At 53.0% G+C, this 22,898-nt stretch carries 23 protein-coding genes and 1 pseudogene; 13 read left to right on the plus strand and 11 right to left on the minus strand.

The genetic code is table 11. The annotated features are described in order from the left end of the window. The first annotated feature begins 105 nt into the window (after nt 1-105). The 4 genes and pseudogenes from AABA21_RS00585 (at nt 106) to AABA21_RS00600 (ending at nt 2,411) form a co-directional block, all read left to right on the plus strand. The gene (locus AABA21_RS00585) at nt 106-375 is read left to right on the plus strand and encodes a hypothetical protein (RefSeq protein WP_338246761.1); all 270 of its coding nucleotides are present in this window, start codon (nt 106-108) and stop codon (nt 373-375) included. A gap of 21 nt (nt 376-396) precedes the next feature. Continuing rightward, a complete protein-coding gene (locus AABA21_RS00590; RefSeq protein WP_338246763.1) occupies nt 397-723 on the plus strand; it encodes a rhodanese-like domain-containing protein in 327 nt (108 codons plus the stop codon). Nucleotides 724-839: 116 nt separating this feature from the next. Next, a pseudogene (locus tag AABA21_RS00595) lies at nt 840-974 on the plus strand (ATP-binding protein); the annotation flags it as partial. Between the two features lie 489 nt (nt 975-1,463). Beyond that, nucleotides 1,464-2,411, plus strand: a complete 948-nt coding sequence (locus AABA21_RS00600) for an NADP-dependent oxidoreductase (RefSeq protein WP_338246765.1) — start codon at nt 1,464-1,466, stop codon at nt 2,409-2,411. A gap of 102 nt (nt 2,412-2,513) precedes the next feature. On the opposite strand, the gene AABA21_RS00605 is transcribed toward AABA21_RS00600, so the two are convergent. The 3 genes from AABA21_RS00605 to pdxR (AABA21_RS00615) form a co-directional block, all read right to left on the minus strand. Then, nucleotides 2,514-3,374 carry an NmrA family NAD(P)-binding protein gene (locus tag AABA21_RS00605; protein WP_338246768.1) on the minus strand — a complete coding sequence of 287 codons (861 nt, stop codon included), beginning with the start codon at nt 3,372-3,374 and terminating at the stop codon, nt 2,514-2,516. A 3-nt stretch (nt 3,375-3,377) separates the two neighbouring features. After that, the gene (locus AABA21_RS00610) at nt 3,378-4,325 is read right to left on the minus strand and encodes an NADP-dependent oxidoreductase (RefSeq protein WP_338246771.1); all 948 of its coding nucleotides are present in this window, start codon (nt 4,323-4,325) and stop codon (nt 3,378-3,380) included. 216 nt (nt 4,326-4,541) lie between these two features. Continuing rightward, a complete protein-coding gene (gene pdxR, locus AABA21_RS00615) occupies nt 4,542-6,056 on the minus strand; it encodes a MocR-like pyridoxine biosynthesis transcription factor PdxR (protein WP_338246773.1) in 1,515 nt (504 codons plus the stop codon). Nucleotides 6,057-6,474: 418 nt separating this feature from the next. Between pdxR (AABA21_RS00615) and AABA21_RS00620 the strand changes: the two genes are divergently transcribed. Together AABA21_RS00620 and AABA21_RS00625 are read left to right on the plus strand one after the other, a co-directional pair. Next, nucleotides 6,475-6,873, plus strand: a complete 399-nt coding sequence (locus tag AABA21_RS00620) for a response regulator (RefSeq protein WP_338246774.1) — start codon at nt 6,475-6,477, stop codon at nt 6,871-6,873. A gap of 129 nt (nt 6,874-7,002) precedes the next feature. Beyond that, nucleotides 7,003-8,457 carry a sensor histidine kinase gene (locus AABA21_RS00625; protein ID WP_338246775.1) on the plus strand — a complete coding sequence of 485 codons (1,455 nt, stop codon included), beginning with the start codon at nt 7,003-7,005 and terminating at the stop codon, nt 8,455-8,457. 211 nt (nt 8,458-8,668) lie between these two features. Here AABA21_RS00625 and AABA21_RS00630 read toward each other — a convergent pair whose 3' ends face one another. Next, nucleotides 8,669-8,809 (minus strand): hypothetical protein, encoded by a 141-nt coding sequence (locus AABA21_RS00630; protein ID WP_338246777.1) that lies wholly within the window; start codon nt 8,807-8,809, stop codon nt 8,669-8,671. Nucleotides 8,810-9,162: 353 nt separating this feature from the next. Between AABA21_RS00630 and AABA21_RS00635 the strand changes: the two genes are divergently transcribed. Genes AABA21_RS00635 through AABA21_RS00645 form a run of 3 tightly spaced genes read left to right on the plus strand, consistent with a single transcriptional unit; the run spans nt 9,163 to nt 10,771 of the window. Continuing rightward, nucleotides 9,163-9,774 (plus strand): sulfite oxidase-like oxidoreductase, encoded by a 612-nt coding sequence (locus AABA21_RS00635; RefSeq protein WP_338246779.1) that lies wholly within the window; start codon nt 9,163-9,165, stop codon nt 9,772-9,774. Next, on the plus strand, nt 9,744-10,502 hold the full coding sequence (locus AABA21_RS00640; protein ID WP_420917082.1) for a ferredoxin reductase: 759 nt from the start codon (nt 9,744-9,746) through the stop codon (nt 10,500-10,502). The genes AABA21_RS00635 and AABA21_RS00640 overlap by 31 nt, the downstream gene beginning before the upstream one ends. Continuing rightward, the gene (locus AABA21_RS00645; protein ID WP_338246783.1) at nt 10,499-10,771 is read left to right on the plus strand and encodes a DUF6510 family protein; all 273 of its coding nucleotides are present in this window, start codon (nt 10,499-10,501) and stop codon (nt 10,769-10,771) included. Before AABA21_RS00640 ends, AABA21_RS00645 begins: the two co-directional genes overlap by 4 nt. 575 nt (nt 10,772-11,346) lie before the next feature. Here the strand turns inward: AABA21_RS00645 and AABA21_RS00650 are convergent. Both AABA21_RS00650 and pdxR (AABA21_RS00655) read right to left on the minus strand, forming a co-directional pair. After that, a complete protein-coding gene (locus tag AABA21_RS00650; RefSeq protein ID WP_338246785.1) occupies nt 11,347-11,664 on the minus strand; it encodes a Rossmann-fold NAD(P)-binding domain-containing protein in 318 nt (105 codons plus the stop codon). 49 nt (nt 11,665-11,713) lie between these two features. Beyond that, nucleotides 11,714-13,234: a MocR-like pyridoxine biosynthesis transcription factor PdxR gene (gene pdxR / locus AABA21_RS00655; protein ID WP_338246787.1), complete on the minus strand. Its 1,521-nt coding sequence runs from the start codon at nt 13,232-13,234 to the stop codon at nt 11,714-11,716. Nucleotides 13,235-13,748: 514 nt separating this feature from the next. Here pdxR (AABA21_RS00655) and AABA21_RS00660 point away from each other — a divergent pair. The 3 genes from AABA21_RS00660 to AABA21_RS00670 all read left to right on the plus strand — a co-directional run bounded on the left by AABA21_RS00660 (nt 13,749) and on the right by AABA21_RS00670 (nt 15,487). Then, nucleotides 13,749-14,672, plus strand: coding sequence for an SDR family oxidoreductase (locus AABA21_RS00660; protein ID WP_338246790.1), 924 nt, complete (start codon nt 13,749-13,751; stop codon nt 14,670-14,672). 124 nt (nt 14,673-14,796) lie between these two features. Then, nucleotides 14,797-15,201 carry a RidA family protein gene (locus AABA21_RS00665; RefSeq protein WP_338246629.1) on the plus strand — a complete coding sequence of 135 codons (405 nt, stop codon included), beginning with the start codon at nt 14,797-14,799 and terminating at the stop codon, nt 15,199-15,201. 46 nt (nt 15,202-15,247) lie between these two features. Then, nucleotides 15,248-15,487, plus strand: a complete 240-nt coding sequence (locus AABA21_RS00670; RefSeq protein WP_338246631.1) for a hypothetical protein — start codon at nt 15,248-15,250, stop codon at nt 15,485-15,487. A 455-nt stretch (nt 15,488-15,942) separates the two neighbouring features. Here AABA21_RS00670 and AABA21_RS00675 read toward each other — a convergent pair whose 3' ends face one another. Next, nucleotides 15,943-16,242 (minus strand): TetR/AcrR family transcriptional regulator C-terminal domain-containing protein, encoded by a 300-nt coding sequence (locus AABA21_RS00675; RefSeq protein ID WP_338246792.1) that lies wholly within the window; start codon nt 16,240-16,242, stop codon nt 15,943-15,945. A gap of 378 nt (nt 16,243-16,620) precedes the next feature. After that, a complete protein-coding gene (argF, locus tag AABA21_RS00680) occupies nt 16,621-17,589 on the minus strand; it encodes an ornithine carbamoyltransferase (RefSeq protein WP_338246794.1) in 969 nt (322 codons plus the stop codon). A gap of 1,233 nt (nt 17,590-18,822) precedes the next feature. On the opposite strand from argF, the gene uidA reads away from it, so the two are divergent. Beyond that, nucleotides 18,823-20,619 (plus strand): beta-glucuronidase, encoded by a 1,797-nt coding sequence (uidA, locus tag AABA21_RS00685; RefSeq protein WP_338246796.1) that lies wholly within the window; start codon nt 18,823-18,825, stop codon nt 20,617-20,619. 129 nt (nt 20,620-20,748) lie between these two features. Here the strand turns inward: uidA and AABA21_RS00690 are convergent, their stop codons facing one another. From AABA21_RS00690 to AABA21_RS00700, 3 genes are all read right to left on the minus strand, one after another. After that, nucleotides 20,749-20,955 (minus strand): hypothetical protein, encoded by a 207-nt coding sequence (locus AABA21_RS00690; protein WP_338246798.1) that lies wholly within the window; start codon nt 20,953-20,955, stop codon nt 20,749-20,751. Nucleotides 20,956-21,151: 196 nt separating this feature from the next. Then, complete coding sequence (locus tag AABA21_RS00695) at nt 21,152-21,322, minus strand: hypothetical protein (protein ID WP_338246800.1); 171 nt, start codon at nt 21,320-21,322, stop codon at nt 21,152-21,154. 139 nt (nt 21,323-21,461) lie between these two features. Continuing rightward, the gene (locus AABA21_RS00700) at nt 21,462-22,883 is read right to left on the minus strand and encodes a Dyp-type peroxidase (RefSeq protein WP_338246802.1); all 1,422 of its coding nucleotides are present in this window, start codon (nt 22,881-22,883) and stop codon (nt 21,462-21,464) included. Nucleotides 22,884-22,898 lie beyond the last annotated feature (15 nt).

The following is a 22,898-nucleotide window of genomic DNA, read 5'->3' on the forward strand; positions in this document are numbered from 1 at the left end:
TGTAAGGATGCAAAGCGGTGCGGCGTGCACCGCGCATGAAGATCTTTTTCTGTGCCACCCTTTCTTAATTTGGCGCTTGCTAAGCACAAAAGGAGCTTAGAAACAATGCTAACGGGATACACAAAACAGCTCTACATTTTGCCATTTGATCATCGCGCCTCATATCTCAAGAATTTGTTTGGCTGGAAGGAACCGCTCAATGTTGAGCAAATGCTTGTGGTCGCTGAGAGCAAACGAGTCATCTACGAAGGCTTTAAAAAGGCACGTATTCCCAGAGAGGAGGCGGGTATCCTCGTCGATGAAGAATACGGCGTTGGCATCCTGCGCGACGCGACGCCACACAACACGGCAGCTGAGGTACAGACAGCAAAGTAAAACGGAATAGAGGAGAAATCATTGAGAAGCATTGACCATCAAGAGTTGAAACAGAAAGTGGACCACCATGAAGCCTTTCGCTTGGTGATGGCTCTGAGTGAGTGGCAGTACCAGACAAAGCACATTCCTGGCTCCCTCTACTTCGCCACCATCCAGGATGCGCTGACCGAGCTTCACAAAGAAGACGAGATTGTTGTCTACTGCTCCGACCGAACCTGCGTTGCCAGCGCTGCCTTCGGCAAGTTGCTTGAATACCAGGGCTATGTTCATGTGTTGCATTTTGCAGGTGGGCTGGCCGAGTGGGAGCAAGCAGGCTACCCCTTAGAAGGCCAGGATGTCAGGGCGTGATGGTGGAACGACCAGCGGTCTGTGAATACGTACCGGGCACCTTGTCAGGAAAAAGCACATATAAAGCATGAAGAGAATGAGTCGCAACGTGGCATCTGGGGCAGCGATCTGCCAGGATCGCCCGTTTAGGCATGGGACTCTACATTGTAGGCGAAATCGTCAAATATCATGGGGGAACCATTACGGTGGACAGCACCGTCGGGAAAGGATCAATCTTTACGGTGACCTTTCCCCTCAGGAAGAAGGCCTGACGTGGAAGGCATGTCATCTGCGTAGTCAGCAGCGGCCCCCATGATAGTGAACGCTATGCATCCCAGAAGTGTCACAGGGCTATCCATATCGGGAAGCCCACAGGACAGAAGATCAGGACATAAATCACTGGCGAGCCGGATGATGCTAACGTATCAAGTCCGGTTCTGAGGGAAGCCGAGGGAAAAGGATTGGACACAATACCTTGCCAGCGGCCTACCTTACCTCATTGAGCATCCCGTGGGATGAGCCATTTCATCGCCAATCATTCTCCTTTTCAGTTTGCGTTGCTGATTCATAATGAGAGGGAAAGTATGACGTTTTTTCATGGGTCGATTGCGGTCTGCACGGAGGTATCTGCAGGCTCGCGATCACGATCGGAACCTCTTCTGAGGGTGGGAAGAGTACACATGATACGGTCGGGGTGTTTGCGAGCGGATGTGAGGATTCTTCAAGTTCACAAAAATCCAAGAGGGAAAAAGGAGAGAGAAATGAAAGCCATTGGCATTGTTTCTGAACAGATTGGTGGTCCCGAGCTTTTGGAAGTGGTAGAGGTTGCGAAACCGGTACCTGCTGCTGGGGAAGTGCTCTTGCGGGTGAAAGCTGCGGCGTTAACACCGGATGAGCTCACATGGCCGGAAACATGGTATATTAATGGGGATAGCGCCCAGCCACGACCACGTCCTATTATCCCCGGCCACGAGGTCTCGGGGATTATTGAAGCTGTTGGTGAGGGAGTGACAGCGTTTCAAGGAGGCGATGAAGTCTATGGGCTTCCCCGCCCTGATCGTGATGGCGCCTGGGCTGAATATGCCATTGTCACTCCCAATCAGATTGCCCTACGACCCCGATCAGTCAGCCATGAAGAGTGTGCGGCGCTCTCCCTCTCGGCGCTCACCGCCTGGCAGGCACTCTTCAAGCAGGGGAACCTGCAAGCCGGACAGCGTATCCTCATCCAAGGTGCCGCTGGTGGTGTGGGGAACTATGCCGTCCAGCTTGCTCATCTCAAAGGCGCATACGTGATCGCCGTGGCTTCTGGACAGCACCGCGAGACCCTGCTCTCTCTTGGTGCCGATGAAGTGATCGATTACACCACCACCAACTTCGCTGAAGTGGTGAGTGATATCGACTTTATCTTCGATGTAGTCGGAGCCTCGGTGATTGAAGCAAGCATCAAACTACTCAGACCAGAGGGGACCTATGTAGGAATTGCTGGTACCCCCAATCTGGTGAGTACATATGCCGAGCAGTACCAGAAGAAGGGGATCTGGTTCATCGTTGAAGCCAACACCGATGATCTTACACAGCTTGCTCGCTTCACCGATGAAGGACACCTGAAACCGCTGATCGAGAAAGTGTATCCTCTAGAACAGGCTCGTCAAGCCTACGAGCGCCTCTCAGAAGGTCATCTGCGCGGAAAACTAGTTCTGAGTGTCTAGAACAGACGCAAGCTCTGTTTGGGAATTTGTGCAAAAGTTGGCTTTTGCCCGGTTAGGGAGCCTCGATCAGAATGACTATTCTTCTCAAAGGCTCCAAAATCTTCAGGTGGCCTGGAAGCTCTGTAAGTGCTCAGCAATGAACGCGGCTGCCGTACAAGGCTTGCGGCCTGTGACCTCATCCACAACCGGGGTAACAAGGTTCCCACCGCCCTGACGATAAAACTGGAGCAGCGTCACAACCGCGCGCGCCATCCAGGAGGAGTAACGCCCCAGGAGTGCTTTTTCTGTCTCCTCGTCAGAGATGGTCGCGTAGTGAACCGGGGTATGCAATAACGAAGAGAATATCTCCGCCAGTTGTGTGCACGTGATCGCCTCTGGACCGGTCACCTCATATTCCTTGTACTGGTGTTTCTCCTCGCTGAGCAGATGTGCCGCAACAGCGCCAATATCACGTGCATCAACGTAGTTCACACGCGCATCCGCCAGCGGCGCGTATAGCATGCCTCTGGTGATGATTGAATGGGCGTACATTGGGGCAAAGTTTTGCATGAAGTAGAGCGTACGTAGAATGGTATAGGGAACACCTGAGGTGCGAATTGCGTCTTCTGCTCTCCCATGATCTTGAAGTAAAGGGCTCAACGATTGAGGATCTGCCCCTATTTCAGATTGTTTGACGAGGGAGCGTACACCAGTTCTTCTGGCTTCCTCGGCCCATAACTGCTCGGTCGCGAAGAGATGCGCAGTGACGGGTGAAATAAGATAGACGCTCTCGATTCCCTGAAGTGCTTTATGAACGCTTTCTTGCTCTGTCATATCTCCTAAAAATGCTTCTACGCCCTGCGCTTCCAGCCTTTCAGCAGCAAGTGGTTGATGCACGAAGGCACGTACTGGGATCTTCCGAGCCAGCAGTTCTTTCAGAACGGCAGTCCCCACAGCACTCGTTGCGCCTGTTACAAGAATCATATGTCATCTCCTTCCTTCCTCGTCCTCTACACGCAAAATGGTTTTTCCGCGCGTGTGCCCTTGTAGGGCCTGCTCAAATGCCTGGGATGCCTCTGAGAGCGGGAAGACCCGCTCGGTGATTGGCCGGAGCTGACCTGTATCTATCAGGTTCCCGATGTGTATGAGCTGTTCTCGATTGGGCTTGACGACAAAGAAGAACGCACGCACGCCAAAGGCGGCAGCCTGCTCCTGGGATGGGGGGCTAAACACACTCAGAAGCAGTCCGCCCTTCTTTAGGGCGCGCCAGGAGCGTGTTACTGTCTCACCGCCTCTGGTATCAAGTACCATATCAACATCACGCACCACATCCTCGAAACGCGTGGTGGTATAATCAATGATCTCATCAGCTCCCAACGTGCGTAGGAATTCATGATTGCGTGCAGAGGCTGTCGCGATCACAGTGGCACCGGCCCACTTTGCCATCTGAACCACCATGCTTCCCACGCCACCAGCGGCACCATGAATAAGAAGAGATTGCCCACTGGTAAGCCCTGCGTGCTCAAAAAGCGCTTGCCAGGCTGTCAATCCAACCAGGGGAACTCCAGCTGCCTGTATGTATCCAAGGGTTCGAGGCTTGGGCGCCACATCAGTCGCACGCGCAACGGTGTACTCCGCAGCTGCGCCACCCCGCCAAAATTCGGTGAGCGCATAGACGGCTTCTCCTATGGCCACACCGGTGACGTCGGGTCCTACTTCAACGACCTCACCAGAAACATCATGACCTGGGATGGGATGCCGACGTTCGATACCAGCCGGTGTTTTCCAGGTTTCCGACCAAGTCGGTTCCTGCCACATCACACTGGTCGCATGGACTCGAATCAGGACTTCTCCCACCCCTGGCTGAGGTTGTGGTGCATCTTCGAACACAATTTGATCAGGACCACGCTGACCATACAGACGGATAGCTTTCATCTCTCACACGTCTCCTTGTTCTTCCTCATGCTTCCAGGGCATTCCCAGGCTGATCTCTCCAGCAGGACCGACACATGACTCACGAAGTGCCGCAGGCGCTGAGAAGCCTTGAGCTAAAGGGGAGCTTCTGAATGGATACATACCAGTATGAGACTCTGAAAAGTACGTCACCTGGCAAGACTATAGCATGATGATGGTCTTCCTACAAGGGCCATTTTATGAGGAAAGCACGTGTGCCAGTTGATGAACGCCAGCCTGAATTTCCCGCTCATCCACCGCCCCATAGCCAAGCGCGAGACCGCCTCGCTGCAATGAACCCAGCGCCAACCTGGAAAGAGGCATGACTTCAAGTCCACGTGTGCCTGCTCGTTGTGCTATCCGCTGGTCATCCATTTCTGGTGGGAACCAGCACACAAGATGCAAGCCTGCCTGAGGCGGCTGTACTTCCACCAGGCCCCCAAGTTCCTGCTGAAGCAATTCGACGAGTATGGCTCTTCTGGTCGCATAGATCTCCCGCATGTGCCGGATATGACGCAGAAAATACCCCTTGGTGATAAACGCTTCCAGGATGAGTTGCTCAAGAATAGGCACATGCCTGTGCATACCACTGCACAGATTGGTAAAAGGTGCTATCAGTTGAGGTGGCACGATCAGATACCCTATGCGTAATGCCGGAAAAAGGACTTTGCTGAATGTTCCAATGTAGATTACTCGCTGAGCGGTATCGAGTCCCTGTAATGCGTCGAGGGGGCGACCACTGAAGCGGTAATCACTGTCATAGTCATCTTCGAGAATCCAGGCATTGGCCTGATTCGCCCATTGAAGGAGGGCGAATCGTCGCGACAGATTCATAGTGACACTCGCAGGAAATTGATGGGATGGAGTGACGAAGGCCAGACGAGCTTGTGGGTAGCGCTCTTGTCCTACTTCGACATTCATCCCTTCCGATGTCACAGGGATAGGAGCCAGTTGTGCGCCAGCATTGCGCAGGGCTCGTTGCGCTCCTGGATATCCTGGATCTTCAATCCAGGCAAAATCCCCTGGATTGAGGAGGAGGCGCGCTGCCAGATCTAACGCTGATTGTGCGCCTGGCACAAGAAGAACTTGCTCTGTCTGGCAATGCACGCCTCGTGTGATGCTCGCATGAGAGGCGATAGCCTCGCGCAATGGAAAGTAACCCGCGACCTCCTGATAATCGGCCACGTTTCTGAGCGTAGATCGTACGCAGTGGGAAGCAACCTGGCTCCACTGCTGAAAGGGAAATGCGCGTAGCTCCGGGACACCCGTACGAAAAGCGCGTGGAGCATCCGGTCGAGGAAAGGTCAGCGTAGAGAGTAGAGGTGCCTGGCGTGTTACCTCCTCTCCCAGGTGAGACAAGGAGAAAGGAGCGTGTGTGCTCTCGCCAGGAGCTGTTTTCTTCTGGGGAGTTGCGCTTGGAATGAAAAAGGTCTCAGGAAGGTTGCATGTCACCCTGGTCCCCTGGCCGACCTTTCTCTCAAGATATCCTTCAGCATAGAGCTGCTCATAGGCCTCACTTGCTGTATTACGAGAAATACCTAATTCACTCGCTAAAATCCGTGTTGATGGGAGGCGTTGACCTGGCTGTAATTGGCCACTGAGAATAGCATGGCGTAGTCGGTCATACAACTGGCGGTGCAACGGCATGCTTACTGCCCGGTTAAGTGCAATATCTGCCGCCATTTGCGGTACGCGATGTGGTCTCTTAGTCATGACGACAGAAATTACCTTTCCAAAATGGATCCATACTACCTCCAAAAATGACCCTGGAAGATGTCCTCTTTCTAGAGTATGCTTCTCTTGTCAAGTACCTGGTAGTTTGCGTGAATGTTGAGCAACCGGGCTACCGACCGCTGGAATGGCTTTTCAGATGGCTGGTAGCCCGGTTGCTCAATATTCACGTCAAAATCCTACCATTCGCACTAAAAAGTGTTCAACATTCATCGACATTACCAATACGCTCTGTACAGCAAAAACAAATGATCTTCCTAATAAAGAATCTTCACCCTATATTCTTCACAAACAAAGATGTTCGTCACAACAAAAACGAGCAGGGAAAGGAGGCGGCGCGTTTCCCTATCTGAATGGTAGAGAGAAATGGGCCAGAGAGATGGCGAATGCAGGAAAGGAAATGAGGAAGCGCATTTTAGTCGTCGACGACGACCACGAGTTGCGATCGCTCATACAAGCACTGTTGGAGGAGGAAACCTATGAGGTCGAGACAGCCATCGATGGCATAGACGCCTTCGAGCACCTGGACCATCAATGGAACGCGTATGATGTGATTTTGCTGGATTTAACCATGCCACGTCTCAATGGGCTGCAATTCTTGCAAAAAATCCAAGAACACGATCCGCCCCTCTTGCGCTCGATCATTACACTGAGTGGCGATGAGGAAGCGCTCCAGCAATCTGCTGGGATGGGCATTGGCAACACCTTGAGCAAACCGTTTGATCCAGATGTATTGCTCGCGCTGGTCGGAGGGATGATAGGCGGGGGTGGTCAGCAAACGAGAGTTCGCTCTTGCTGACCACTGCGAGAAAGAGGGATTGCCGCAATCTCAACATGTAAGGAAGACCTCTTCGTTCTCAGGGATGGGGTACGTGAAAGGGAAAGGTACCATTTTATGACGCTGTCGAATACCAAGCAAACCACATGTGTGACTCTTACGTCGTGTGACCAGCTCCTTGCCAGCGAGGAGAGCTGGCGTGTCCTGGCCGAAATACTCCCACAGTTGGTATGGACTACGCGAGCAGATGGCTGCGTGGATTACACCAATCAACGGTTTTGTGACTATACCCACGCGACGCCGGAGCAACTGCAGGGCTATGGCTGGGGCCAGTTCCTGCACCCGGAGGATGCTGAGCGCGTCCTGACGGTGCGCGCGCACGCCTTCCGCACGGGTATCCCGTATGAGGTCGAATATCGACTCCAAGAGGGCCAGACAGGCCGCTATCGCTGGTTCTTAGCCCGCGCCATGCCAGTGCGCGATGAGGCAGGTCACATCGTCCGGTGGTTTGGCACCAGCACCGATATCGACGAGCAGAAACGCACGGAGGAGGCCTTGCGCCAGAGCCAGGAATGCGTCAATATCCTGATGAGCTCCAGCATTATCGGGATCGCTATCACCGAAGGTGAGCAGATTGTGAACGCCAATGACACCTATCTGCGCATGACCGGCTACACACGCGAAGACCTGCGTGAAGGGCGCATCAACTGGATGCAGATAACGCCTCCCGAATATCTGGCTCAGACCCTGCAGGCGCAGCAGGAACTTGCTATCCAACAGTCGACGACGCTCTATGAGAAAGAGTTTGTGCGTAAAGATGGGAGCCGCCTGCCGATACTTGCTGGACGTGTCACACTACCATCCAATTCGATCCAAACAATCGGCTTCGTGCTGGATAATTCGGCGCGCAAGGAGCTCGAACGACGTAAGGATGAATTTATCGCCGTGGCCAGCCATGAACTGCGGGCTCCCCTTACCGTCTTGAAATTGCAGGCCGCTCTGCTCAAAAAACGGATCGGTCGGCAAAGCATGCAAAAGTCCGCGGCGGATCTTGAGCAGATGGGGGCCCAGGTCAATAATGGCGTGCGACTCATGGAAGAGTTGCTGGATGTCTCCAGAATACAGACCGGTACCTTGAAGTATGCCCAGGAGTCGGTGGATCTCGGTGCGCTGCTGCGGGAGATTGTTGAAACCATGCAGCAGACGTGTCCGACCCATACCCTGATTCTCCATGGGGCAACGCAGACGATGTTTGTCAGTGATCGAAACCGGCTCAGACAAATCTTCATCAACCTGATAAATAATGCCATCAAATATTCCCCTCAGGCGAAGACGGTCGAGATTGACCTTCGCACCACAGCCGAGACCGTCACTATCAGTGTGCACGATCACGGTCTCGGTATTCCACCAGAGCAGCGCGAGAAAATCTTTGAACGCTTCTATCGCGCCGCTGGTGCCAGAGAGCACGCGATCCCGGGACTCGGAATTGGATTGTACCTGGTCGCTGAGATCGTCTCCCATTATGGAGGCACCATTGCCGTGGATAGCCAGGTGGGACACGGCTCAACATTTCATGTCACCTTTCCGCGCACATCGCAGGCCTAAGCTGAGACGGTGGGGCCACCGTCCCGGCGTCCTCGGCTGCTTGCCTGGCAGTCATCCCACTACCACTGTCATGACGGATAGCCACAGCACGGCTATGCTTTGAGCCGTCTCCTTGCGCTGCTGAACCGGTCCCGAATCTGCGATCCGCAGGCGGGACCACCGGTTCTCCTGGATTCCGACCACACACGCACATCCCAGTGACACTGCACGATCAGCGCACCAGCAAACGGCTCCCCTCCAGAACACGCAGAGCAGCGGGTTTCTCGCGACTGGTCAGCAGTAGGCAACTCTGATGCGTCGTCTGGGCCACCTGCTGCAGCAATTGCCCATACGCTTCAAAACCTGGACGCAACCAGCCCTTCACCTCGCCAGCTTCGAGGCAGCCCGCTGTATCACCATTGCTTACACGACAAACGTGTAACCAAAGATAATAGAGAAATAACGCGGTCGAGCTTTGTTCACAACCGCCTCTCTTCGTCGCTATCGCTATGTGTCCCTATTAGTTTCAATCGATCCAACCCGTGATTGATCCAAGCCATGAAGGAGTTACTTGATATGCCCCATCATCTGCATGAGAAGCGAAACAGAGCGGGAAGGGAAATCGACCGCATCGATCAAACCTACGGGAATCTCTTTTGTCACGGAAGTACATAATACAATAAGGAGGATAATGCAAATCGCTAGAGAAGATCAGGAGGTGAGGGAATGAGTGAAGGCTTCATTTCGCGTGGGTTCCGAGGTCGCCGTCAGAAGAGTGACGAGAGCGCACGAATCCCACCAGGACAATACCTTGAGCGTGGCTTTCCCGTCCTTTCGGCGGGGCCAACGCCGCATACACCGCTTACAAGCTGGGATTTCTCTCTTCTTGGAGAAATCGATCAACCTAAAAGCTGGAGTTGGGATGAGTTTCGCGCGCTACCCCGCGAGACGGTGGCGAAGGACATCCACTGCGTGACCAAGTGGTCGAAACTGGATACGCACTGGGAAGGAGTCTCCCTCGATACCCTGCTGGAGCAGGTTGAAACCAGCGCCAGCTATGTGATCGCCTTTTCCGATGGGGGCTATACTACCAATCTGCCCCTGGACGAGATAACGGGGGGGCGAGCATGGGTGGTGGACACCTACGAGGGTCAGCCGCTCTCACCCGAGCATGGTGGTCCGGCACGCCTACTAGTGCCCCATTTGTACTTATGGAAGAGCGCCAAGTGGGTGCGTGGTCTGCGCCTGGTCGAGGATGATAAACCGGGCTTCTGGGAGTCGTTGGGATATAGCAACCACGGCGATCCATGGAAGGAGGAACGCTATTGGGGCGACTAACCTGGCAACTGGGCGAGGTGGTGGACACCTGGGCAGAAACCCCTCAGACCAAAAGCATCGTGCTCTCTCTGCCCAACTGGACGGGACATCGCCCTGGTCAACACGTGGACATACGACTGACCGCCGAGGATGGCTATCAGGTCGAGCGCAGCTATTCGATTGCCTCGCCACCTGAGGAAGCACCGCGCGTGACCCTTACCGTCGAACGAATCGATGATGGAGAGGTCTCACCCTACCTCACCGAGGAGTTGCGCGTCGGCGACAGGTTGGAGTTGCGCGGCCCTATCGGCGGTTACTTCGTGTGGGAGGCGCAAATGGGCGGCCCGCTCTTGCTGATCGCCGGGGGATCGGGTATCGTCCCCCTCATGGCGATGCTGCGCCACCGGGCCGCCGCAGCCAGCACCGTTCCCACTCGCCTGCTCTATTCATCGCGATCCTTTGAGGATATCATCTACCGTGACGAACTCGACCAGCTAATGAAGAGCAGTACCATGCTGGAGGTAGCGCAGACCCTGACACGTACACAACCACCCGACTGGGCCGGCTATACCCGCCGTATCGATCACCAGATGCTGCGCGAAGTGACCTGGGCCGCCGAGCAGCGTCCGCTGACGTTTATCTGTGGCCCCACTCCATTCGTCGAAACTACCGCAGCCAGTCTGGTGGCATTGGGATACCAGCCAGGATACATCAAAACCGAACGCTTCGGACCGACAGGAGCAGTATGATGGAAAACAAATTGGATGGCAACGCGGCCGCTGGCCCCTTACAAGCCATCTTCCCTTTCGACATGACACTGGTACAGGTCACATGCGCAGGCTGCGGCACGATCAATGTCCTTGGAGCCGCCGCGGCTTATATGCATGGGATGGGGACAGTCATCCGCTGCCCCTCCTGCGACAGAGCACTCATCCGCGTTGCGCAGGTAAAGGGACGCTATTTCCTGGATATGCAGGGGGTACGTGTCCTTCAGATCAACGCCGAGGCCGGATCTTAACATCTGGTCTCTGGCGAACATTTGATTCACAGGAGGTAGTAGGATGCACGTCGCCCAAAGCGGCATCTTCGCATGAGGAACAGGGGCACACTCCTACCTGGAGTTCGATCTCCATGAGTTCGCCGATCCGGTTGCGCTGGTGCAGGCTATCGCCAACCTGCGGTAACCCAGCATAACAACCGGAGGAGTGACCCTGGTAGCCGGCTTTCGGCCTTCCCTTTGGAGACGCGTGCGCGGCCATAGATATACCGGCAGGCGTCTCCGATTTCGGAGGTGCGGGGAGTCGATAGATAGACGATGCCAACCACCCGGCATGATCTGTGGCTCTGGGTGGCCGGGGAAGAGGCACATGAAGAAGCGTATACCCACATCACGAAACAAATGTGCTTTTTGAGCACAAACACAAGAGGTATCTTTGCTCAAAGGAGAGATTTCACCGCGAGTGCGCCAGAGTGGCGTCGCTTCCATCTGAGTATAAGGGAAAAAACGCCAAAAAAAATCATCCCAAAAGGCAGTGTGCTAGTAGACAGGATAGGTGACTACCGTACAAGGTTTGTGAGCTGTTACATCCTTAATCACCCGAGTAACACTGGCTCCACCCCCTGGAGAGAAAATTGCAGGAGGGTAGTAGCCGCATGAGCAGTCCAGGCAGAATAGCGTTTCAAAAGCGTTTGCTGCGCATCCTCATCAGAGATGACAGTGTAGCGAACTGGCACATCCAATATCGTGGAGAATATCTCCGCCAATTGTACACATGAGAGTGCTTCTGGACCAGTCACCTCATATTCCTGGTATTGGTGCCTCTCTTCGGTGAGCAGGTGCGCCGCAACCACACCAACATCGCGTGCATCAACATAGTGAATACGCGCATTCGCCAGCGGAGCGTATAGCATGCTTCTGGTGATGATTGCAGTATCATTCTCATGGCCGTCTTCCCTTGAATTATGCTGGATCCGGGCCTCTCTCTTCCTGACTGGTGTTCCATGCTCGCACAAGGCGTTGCACGCCTTCCTCAATCTCGCGTTCGGTCCAGGAGGCATAGCCGAGCAAAACACCGCTACGACCCGTGGGCTCCATACGATACGCCGAGAGGGGAGAAACGATGATGCGTTGTCTCTCTGCTTTGCGCGCCATGTCGCGATCATCGGTGCCTTCTCTGAACCAGCCAACCAGATGCAATCCAGCGGCGGGCTGCTCGATGGTGAGCACTTCTCCAAGAGAGCGCTCGGCGTAATCCCGCAAGAGATTCCCCCGTTTCGCATACAACGAACGCATGCGGCGGATATGGCGGGCGAAATCTCCCTCCCTCATATAGGTCGCTACCGCTGCCTGTTCAAGCGTCGGCAGAAAGATATTTGTTGTGCACAGGGCAGTGACAAAGGTATCGATCAGCGAGGGCGGAACGACCAAATATCCGAGACGTAATGCGGGGAAAAGAACTTTGCTAAAGGTTCCCAGATAGAGCACCTGTTCTGCACCTTCAAGCCCTTGCAGCGCCGGAATAGGACGACCAAGGTGGCGATACTCGCTATCGTAGTCGTCCTCAATAATCCAGGCTCCGGCAGCTCGGGCCCAGTGCAACAGTTCATAGCGCCGGGCAAGGCTCATGGTCACGCCAAGAGGGAATTGATGTGAGGGAGTCACATAGACGAGCCGGGCGTCTGGGTGCCTCGCTCTCCCGCTCACCACATCTATCCCTTCCTTATCAATGGGAACCGGCACGATGGTGGCTCCCACGTCCTCAAACGCCGCTTTTGCATAGGGATAGCCGGGATCTTCTATCCAGGCGGCATCTCCTGGGTTCAGGAGCAGGCGCGCTGCTAGGAACAATCCCGCCTGCGCGCCTGCGACCACAATCACCTGATCCGCTGTGCAGCGCACGCCCCGCGAAACGGTGAGATAGGTGGCAATCTCCTCGCGCAACGGGCGATAACCCGCCACATCTTGATAGCCGAGCTGTGAGGGGGAAAGGTGACGTGCCACTCGCGCGACTGTCCGTGCCCACTCCTGCTGCGGAAAGCTCTCAAGCGCAGGGAGTCCGAGACAAAAAGGGATGCTCACATTGCCTCTGTTAAAGCCAGGCGGCAATGAGAGCGCAGAGCCACGCTGCGATGAGCTTGCGTATCGACTTACTGGCCCAGAAGACCTCGTCGCTGCTGCAGGCATGGTCGTCTTGTGGAAGGGGCTCTCAGAAAGGTGCTTCGTGACATAGGTGCCTGCTCCCACCTGTCCCTCAATATACCCGTGGGCAAAGAGATCCTGATACGCCTCTTCAACGGTTGTGCGCGAGACCCCCAACTCACGGGCGAAAGCACGTGTTGAGGGCAACCGTGTCCCTGGAGCCAGGTAACCGGTGCGAATGGCTCGGCCAAGCTGTTCATAGAGTTGGCGGCGCAGGGGCAGGTTGGCGCTCGCATCCAATTGGATGCTGGGCAATGGGATATGTGGTGTTGGCTTTGGCATAAGCAGTCTCCGCTGTTCTCAGAACAAATAATGGCTACCTCAGTATATTCCATAATGGCTATTTTGAGCAAGCCAATCTTCTGATAGAGTGTCATCAAGAGAGGCAATCTCCACTAAGAAAGAAAGTTCAGCCTGAACTAGCAGCCCACATCCCCAGGATGGCGCGAAAGCTTCTCGCATACCGCCTTGTGAAGAGGGGCAGTCAGACAAAAAAGAAAGGACCAGGATACGACCATGGCAACCATTTTAGTGACAGGGGGAACAGGCGATCTGAGCTGCGCGTCAGTATACACTTTCGACGTATCGAAAACAACGCTTGAAGACAGGGCATGGTATTGATACATATTCGGTCAAGGAACGCTTGTCGTCGGGAGAGATGCTGGCTGCATTGCTTGCCGAACCGGCACACGCATGTGTGACTACACAGCCAATCATACTGTATCACCTGACTTGATGTGTGTGTGGCCACACGACCGAAACCCTAACCTTACGTTTATTAATGGAGGATTTTCCTATGAGAGTTTTTGTTACCGGCGCAACCGGTGTTATCGGCTCCGCCGTCGTTCCCGAACTGATCGAGGCGGGCCATCAGGTCTTCGGCCTGGCGCGCTCAGATGCAACCGCTGCCTCGCTTGCTGCCGCCGGAGCACAGGTGCATCGTGGTTCCCTTGATGATCTTGACAGCCTGCGCAGCGCAGCGGCTGCATCTGACGGCGTCATCCACCTCGCGTTTGTCCACGACTTCGTCGCGGACCACAAGGGGATCTTCTCGGACTACGAGGGCGCTGTGCGCACGGATCTGCACGCCGTCCAGACAATCGGAGCAGCGCTCGAAGGCTCCGGCAAGCCGCTCGTAATCACCTCGGGAACATTGATGCTCACATTCTTTCTCCCGCAGGGGTGTCTCGGAACGGAAAAGGACGTGGCCGACGCCGGGGCGGTCGCGCCCCGGCTCGCATCGGAGAACGTGGCGCTCGCTCTCTCCCAGCGCGGCGTGCGCTCATCGATCGTGCGACTGGCTCCCTCGGTTCACGACAAAAGAAGAGGCGGCTTCACGGAGATCCTGATCGCTATCGCCCGTGAGAAGGGCGTCTCTGGCTATGTCGGCGATGGTTCTAACCGCTGGCCCGCTGTGCACCGGCTCGATGCCGCTCGCCTGTTCCGTCTGGCGCTGGAGAAGGCCCCAGCGGGATCGGTGCTGCACGGAGTCGGGGAAGAGGGCGTGCCGACCCGCACCATCGCCGAGGTGATCGGTCGGCATCTCGATCTCCCGGTGGTCTCCATCTCTCCAGAGGACGCGGGCAAGCACTTTCGCTGGCTCGGACCCTTCTCCTCAGTAGACAACCCGACGTCGAGCGCGCTGACCCGCGAGCTGCTGGGGTGGCAGCCAGTACACCCCACGCTGATCCAGGATCTCGAAGATGGACACTTCTTCTAGAAGAGGCAGAGGATCTATTGGACTGCTAAGAAGATGACTCGCATACCGATGGCATTTGAGAGAAACGTTGAGCTTTCTCGCATGTGCTCTCACATCGAGATAAAGATAACCAAGGAGACGAAGAATGATGAAAAGCCACAATGTAGGGGTGTCAGCACTGATTGGTGGTCACGGCCCTGATCGCTACAGTGATGGGGTGGAGGTCCCAGGCAATGTTCGCTGGTTGTATGCCTCTGGAACGCCCGGCATCAAGCTTGATGGGACCATACCAGAGACGATTGAGGAGCAGGCCGACCTGGCCTGGAAGCATATTCTGGCCATCCTGGAAGCTGCTGGCATGGGGGTAGCCGATATCGTGAAGGTCAACCAGTATCTGATTCACGCTGAGGATAAAGCGGCTTATATTCAAGTTCGAGGCCGTTACCTGGGTGAGGTTTCTCCAGCACCAGCAGGCATGTTTTCTGTGGTGACCGAATTGATTTACCCGAACATCCTCGTTGAACTCGAGGTCATTGCGGCAAAAGCGTAAGAAAGCCAGAGCCAACAGAGAGCCATAGAAAAAGAAAAGTGTGGAGATGAATGCTGAGGCTGCAGATGTACGTTTTAAAGACGACATCCATTCGATCCACCTCTTGAAAGCAGGGCAGCATACATGCAGAAAAATCCGTGTATCGACACAAGAGCGCGAAGAAGACAAACGTCTTCCTCGCAAGTGCATGGGCAACCGTTCGCGTGAAAAGCTCCTCAGCCCAGGAACCTGGTGTAAAAGCCTTGCCGGAAATAGAGAAACGATGCGTCCAGCTTTTTCAGCGTGAGAACAACTGAAAAAGCTGGACGCGTTATGAGCAACATGAATAAAACAGGCGTGGCAGCAACGATCACTCCCGTTAGTGATAGAATTGAAGTTTCAGGCAGTACTCGTTGGATGTCGACGTACGGAACACCTGGCATTATGCCTGACGGGACGCTAACAGATATGAATACAGGGTTTCGCGCCACCGCCTTCTCTTGCGCATCTAGAAGTGGAATGACAGCCCCTGCGTGCGGAACAAGAGGGAGCCTCCATCCGGGAGGTGTGGCTGCGGCATTGTCAACTTAAACATTTCTGTTGTTAAGCTTTCACCATTTCCTCCTCACTTTGCGGGTGATTTTGGAGAAAATGACCCCTGAAAATAGGGGGGCTTCACCACTTTTCCCATATTTTCTCTGCTAGAATCTCTACAACTCTCCTTGAGTTGACAATACCCGTTTCTCATCGGAAACTGACCTTTCACTCGCCGAGGCCAGTGAGCCGCCCACTCATATCTTTGATCTCTACGCGGCGATGTAAGGCGGTGGCACATCCCTCAATCAAAGCTTGAAGACCATACTCAAAGGACGCTTCGTTGTAGAGACTTCCCCCTTCAGCAAATGCGACATGGAGTGGAGCTGTCCTCCCTAAATGAGAAAGCTCTGCGAGAGCTTCATGGGAAACAGATGCATGAGTCGTGGGTCGCCGCGCGCTTTGCTCCTGAAGGATACAGCCGTTGACATAGTTGGTGAGCGCCGTGATGGTACGCAGGGCCACCATCACCTCAAGCTCCTCAGTAAGGTGCAAATGGTGGCAGGGCTGAGTTGCCGTGCTTCGGTGATGATCCGAGCACTATCAGGATAGGCCAGGAGCGTGGTTCGATAGTCGCGCACACGGCGTGCCAGCCGATGGTGACGGTTCGCTGTTTCAATAGACTTTATATGTGTAATAGGAGCAAAGGTTTTATGAGCCCGCTTTAATTCCACATAATGTCACAATCTTTCCTACTCGTTATATAGGAAGCTACTGCAGGGCACTTTTTAGCCTCATCAGCAGTGATAGGGTAAGGAGCCTTGTTGCCTCTTACCTCATAGAAGGTCATGGCAACTATTCACTTAACAGCTCATCCTTACTTTTATGGTAAGGAGCCTTTAATCATCACTGATGAACAAGCCACTCTAAAAGAGCTTTTTGTGCATGGCGACGGTTTTCAGCCTGATCGAACACCAAAGAACGTGGGCTTCTCAATATCTCTGGCGTCACCTCTTGGCCTGGATGAGCTGGTAAACAATGCATAAATAAGACCTGAGATGGCGCAAATGCAAGTAATTGGTCATTGACCTGATAGGCTTCAAAAGCGGCAAGGCGTTCTTGTGTCTCTGCTTCATCACCTATTGAAACCCATGTGTCGGTGTAGATAACATCAGCATCGTGTACCGCATCTAGAGGATGAGTCATCCGGGTAATGAGACCTTTTCCGGCAGCAACTGTTTCATCGTCCAGAGCATAGCGCTCAGGTGAGCACAAATTGACCTGAACACCCATATGAATAGCCCCATGCACCAGTGAGCGACAGACATTATTGCCGTCGCCTAAATAGGCAATGCGCAACCCATCAAGATTCTCGCCAAAATATTCGGTGATGGTCATAAAATCAGCCAGCACCTGACATGGGTGTTCGCGATCACACATACCATTAATGATAGGTACTTCGCTTTCTTGAGCCATAGTAACCAGCATTTCATGGTGAAGAGCGCGGACAACAATCAAATCGTGATAGCGTGATAGAACTTTTATCTCGTCGGAGAGATCTGCTAGTACAAAGTTGGAAGTCTTCCAGTCGATATAGCTGGGGAATGCACCCAATTCCACCGCTGCTTTCTCAAAAGAGCAGCGAGTCCGTGTCGAGGTTTTCTGGAACAGTAACGCGATCGACATGCCATGCAAAACCTGAGAAAAATCGCCGAGCCTGTTTTTCATCTCAATGCCACGGCGCATGATCGTTTTCATTTCTAAAGGGGTTAAGGTCTGTAAAGAAATAAAGGAACGTGGTTTACGCTTCAGGCGTTCGGCAAACCTTTGTTCTGCAAGTTCAAAAGCCCTATCTTTCTTGAGTCTGTCTACCATTCAACACCTCCATTAGCACAGTTATTCGTATTCATATGGGCTCAATGCGTATGCCCGCTGTCCTAGAAAACAGCTTCTCCTTGACCAGAGATGCTTGAAGCAGGTGATAGGAGCTGCTTTAATGTTCCCCAGTAGGTATGCTCTGTTGCCAATCCTCGCCAATATTTTTCTTTCACTACTTCCAGACAAACTCGCAATGGCCGCATTAGCCATATGGGTCCCTTGCATGAATAAATGCATGTATATATTTATTTGATTTATAAGATAAATTATTAGGAATAAATCAAATAAAATCAATTGCTATTTCAACCATTATCAATCAGTATTTATGTATGATACTTGGTAAAGCCCATGATGTATAATCAACCGCCAAGCCCTTTGGAAATTCTGGCACATCGCAAGCCTGGCTCCGCTATCAGCTATCACTCGGTTCCAAGAATCAGGTCTCCTTCTTGGTTTCTGGATCAAAGCGGAACAAAGGAAAATCAGCACCATTCTCTGGTGTAAGAACAACAGCCTTGTTCAGCAGGTGACCAATTGTATGTATGAAATCGAGCAGGAGGGACACCTGTTGCTCGTTTTGAAAATCTTTCGGAAAGGAACACATGGACCCCTTCTCCACGTTTCAAGACACCTACCAACTCTACACGCACGGCGGTGCCCCAGAGACAGCAAATATGGCGACGCATCGTCACATTCGCCACAAAACAACAAGTTCCACACCCCCACCGGCACGAGGAAAACACAACCAGACAGGATTTCTCGCCTCAATATGTCACACGTCTTCCTCACGCAACAGGCCCTGGATCACATCATCCCAATCCACAAACGCATACACCTCAGCTGGCTTGACGCTAAAACGATACAACGCATCATAGAGGCTCTTGGGAGCACTGCCTTGTCGTACCTACTTCTTCACTGTTTCTGGTGCTTCGATCACTCCCGCTTCCTCAATCAGCTCTCGCACTTCTTCCATATCTGCGCCCCCTTTGAGTCAGCGTACCACTTCCTGCATCTACCAGATAGGATGCATTCACTCTGCGTTCCCCCCACACAAAAACGACACATCACACAATCTATACCTATTTCTTTCAGTATTGCTGCTTTCTTCACCTTTACAACAAGCTTCAACCAATGGGCACGAAAAAGGTGGATCAACGGAAATCATGGTACCATTATAGGGATTCCGATCAAGGCTGTACGATGTACGATAATGAAAAGAAGGGAGAAATCATGTTGTATCCAATCATGACGACGTTAAGAGAACTCGTTGACCTGGACGGTATCTGGAAATTTAAGCTTGACCTGGGCACCGGATTTGCAGAGAGATGGTTTGATCACCCTCTACAGGAGACGATACTGATGCCCGTCCCTGCTTCCTACAACGATCTGTACGAATGGGCGGAGATTCGAGATCATATCGGCTGGGTCTGGTATGAACGGGAGATCATTGTTCCTGCGCATTTCCTCTCGCAACGAATCGTGCTGCGTTTTGGTTCCGTAACCCATGCCGCCAAAGTCTACCTCAACGGGCAACTGGTCGTCGAGCACAAAGGAGGATTTACTCCTTTTGAAGCAGAAATCAATGCATTCGCCAAAAGTGGCAAAAATCGCCTGACGGTCGCGGTCAACAATATTGTGGACCACACGACACTTCCCGTCGGGGATTATCAGGAAAAAGATATTCCAGGAAAGGGGAAAGTGGTCACCGATACCCCCAACTTTGACTTTTTTAACTACGCGGGCATTCAACGCCCAGTCAAACTGTATACGACTCCGACAACTTATATCCGCGATATTACTCTGGCAACGGTGGTCCAGGGAACGCATGCGCAAGTGACATACACTATCGAGTCTGAGGGAGACGCGGAGGTTCGTGTTTCTATTCAAGACGAGATAGGTGAAACGGTCGCTAGCAGCACCGGATCAAGCGGCCAACTCTCCATCGCAGGTGTGCATCTCTGGCAGCCTCTGCACGCCTATCTGTATACCTGCATCGTGGAATTGTGGCAACAAGGGCAGCGTCTTGATACGTATGAGCAGCCATTCGGAGTGCGGACAGTTGCCGTCAAGGATGGCAAATTTCTGATAAACGAGAAGCCATTTTATTTTAAGGGCTTCGGCAAACATGAGGACTCGCATATCCATGGACGTGGATTGGATGAAGTACTCAATGTGAAAGACCTCAATCTATTGCGATGGATGGGCGCTAACTCCTTCCGTACCTCGCACTATCCCTATTCTGAAGAGCTCATGCGTCTGGCAGATCGCGAGGGATTTGTGGTAATCGATGAGGTACCGGCGGTAGGATTGCATTTGAACTTTAGCACCATGTTGAACGGTGGCTCCAGGTCTCATAAGACATGGGAAGAACTTGAGACCAAAGAACACCATGCACAGGTCATTCGTGAATTGATTGCCAGAGATAAAAATCATCCATGCGTGGTAATGTGGTCCATTGCCAATGAGCCGGCATCTGAAGAGGAAGGGGCACATGAATATTTTCAACCCTTAGTGCAGCTTGCACGAGCACTCGATCCACAAAAACGCCCTGTGACGATTGTCACGCATATGATGGCAACACCCGACACGTGTAACGTTTCCGACCTGGTGGATGTGCTGGCATTGAACCGCTATTATGGTTGGTATGTCCAGGGAGGACAACTGGATGTGGCCAAAGCCCTCTTACGTACCGAGTTGACGAGATGGAATCAGCTAAGGCCAGGAAAGCCCATCATGTTCACTGAATACGGCGCGGACACCATTGCAGGCTTCCATGATACGATGCCCACGATGTTTTCTGAAGAGTATCAGGTGGCATGTCTGCAAGCTAATCATGAGGTGGTGGACGAGTTTCCAAACTTTATCGGTGAACAGGTATGGAACTTCGCGGATTTCCAAACCAGTCAGGGGATTATACGCGTTCAGGGCAACAAAAAAGGGGTGTTCACCAGAGAACGCAAGCCGAAGATGGCGGCTCACTATCTCAGAAAACGCTGGATGGCCATTCCTCACTTTGAGTACAAATGATAAGTATCGATCGATACGCCGTATCGAAAGGCTAAAGAGCAAAGCCCTCCCGAGGAACGTTGGTGTTTCCTCGGGGGCGTTGGTACCTGTGCGCTCTCATGCTTCCTCCCTCTTCGTAGGCCTGCCTCTTTAGCTCGCCAATGAGCCCTCGACGCGCAGTTGCGCACAATACCTCTTCTCTAATGAGCCCGTCCAGGGGGTGCCGATCAGCGGCAGTAGATAGCAGTCTCCACTGTAGTAGCCAGCGATCCGCCAGGCCAGCACCAGGAAAATCGTCAGCACACCCAGCACCGGGTTGATGCTCACTGTCCCGGCAAACAGGTAACTCACGTTCATAAAGAGCCCAAAGAACGATGCGATGCCTGTCAGCACGCCGAAGAGCAGTCACAGCCCCACCAGGATCTCACCAAAGGTGATAAAGTAGGCGAAGAAGGCGGCATTGGGCAGCATCACCTGTTGCGAGAAAGCCACATACTAGCCCTGCACCGCCGGATGCGCTCCGATCACTTTCACGCCCATCAGATGGCCTTGACTATTGACGAGGGCGTGACGCTTGCGTCCCCAGATTTTTCCCCGCATCGTAACCCTTCTCAGGGCCACGCACGGCGCTGATTTTGATCGATTGACTATCAATCACGGCCGCAGACGGCTCCGGGTCACGTCCCTGTTGCGTGCGCATCTGCCATCGCAAGGCTTCAAGCACCTGGTCCCAGACCCCTTGCTGTCGCCAGATAGAGAGGGAGATGAACCCGAGCCCCTAAAGAAAACGTGAAATCACAGGCCTCCTGAGCTCATTATTGCCCGGCTTTCTCTGGTCAACCAGAAAATGCGTCAATACCTTCCTAACGGCCCAGGGTTGCCAGGTAACGAACGGCGTTGATACCAGGCATAAAAAAGTAAGCACCACCTCGGACAAATATAAATCTGGGGAGACCGACTATCCGCTTCCTTACAGGTTTCGCCTGTATAGTAAACGTCCCTCTATCAGGAGAATGGACGCCGAGAATTGGATCAACATCCTCATAAAGACCATCGAAATGGGGATTATTGGCCCAGGTATGCTGAATAAATTCGAATTGACGGGCAATATTGGCACAGAAGCAAATGAAATAGAGTCCACGATCCTGGTCTTCTCTCACTGACGCATTCCCATCAAACAGATCCCTGGGATCGATCTGTTGGCCATATTCGCGTCCACGACGCAGGATACGGTGTCGCTTACCTACGTCAATGGATTTCTCGGTACCCGGTTGAGGCTCTAGAGAATCTCGAGGATTAACACGACGAATATGAGCACCTATAGGACAGTTGTAACCATAGGGATCGGTCTGCTGATAGCCAAAGTCATTGGAGTCCGCCAGTTTCATATCATCCTCGTCGGGCGCTTGCACGAGTGGAGCACCACTGGGCCATCGCCCGATCATCTTTGATGCAAGCCTGGTTCGAGCAGTGGGGTTACTAGTGCCATCTTGATTCTTTGTAGCCTGATCGAGAAACGTCCAGAAGCCACGAACATCCTGGCTCAGTTGTCGAAAAACGAGGTAACTGCCGTTCCGACCCAGGTCTCTGTTACCAGAGCCACCTGCATCATGGGGCAGTAGACCCCGTGGGTCAGCAATGGATTTCATCAACGGTCTCTCTGTATAGAGACCATATTCATTTGGATATCCTAAGAGAAATTCGCCCGTTTGTATCGTATTCATGGGGCTCTCAGACTCAGACAATCCTGTCATCACAGGCTGCGAGATACCATCATGGAAACCGAAATGCTCCACGTAGCCAAGGTTGACAGTATCCAGTTTCTTTACTTCCCCAAGTCCATGGACGGGGAAAGTTTTCAAGTACATATTGTACTTATCTAAGAGTTCCTGGTCGTTTCTGGCAAAGAGCATCAGCACCATATCGATGGAACGAGAGGTAGGCCCTCCCCAGATCCAATGCTCCGGAGAGCTTTCTTCCACATCACCCAGGATGCGACTGCGGTGTGGGATAGCCATACCATCAATAAACTCGTTGGAGAACATCGCCAATACCTCTGGCTCTAGACCAAGCTCTTTTAATCCGGAAGCAGTAAAAGCGATATTAAGAGCATCATTTTCCGGTCTGGTTTGCCCATTTGTAATCGTGCTGGCTATCGAAGCTAGCCAGCTTTTGGCAGAGTCAGAGTCGCTAATTTCGAGCAAAACGTAACAAGCAGCGGTGAGATTACCATAGCCTCGTATGATAATTCCCTGGATATCTTCAAGGTTGAGTGTATCAGCCATAAGAGTTCCTCTCGC

It is taken from the genome of Dictyobacter halimunensis, from assembly GCF_036245075.1.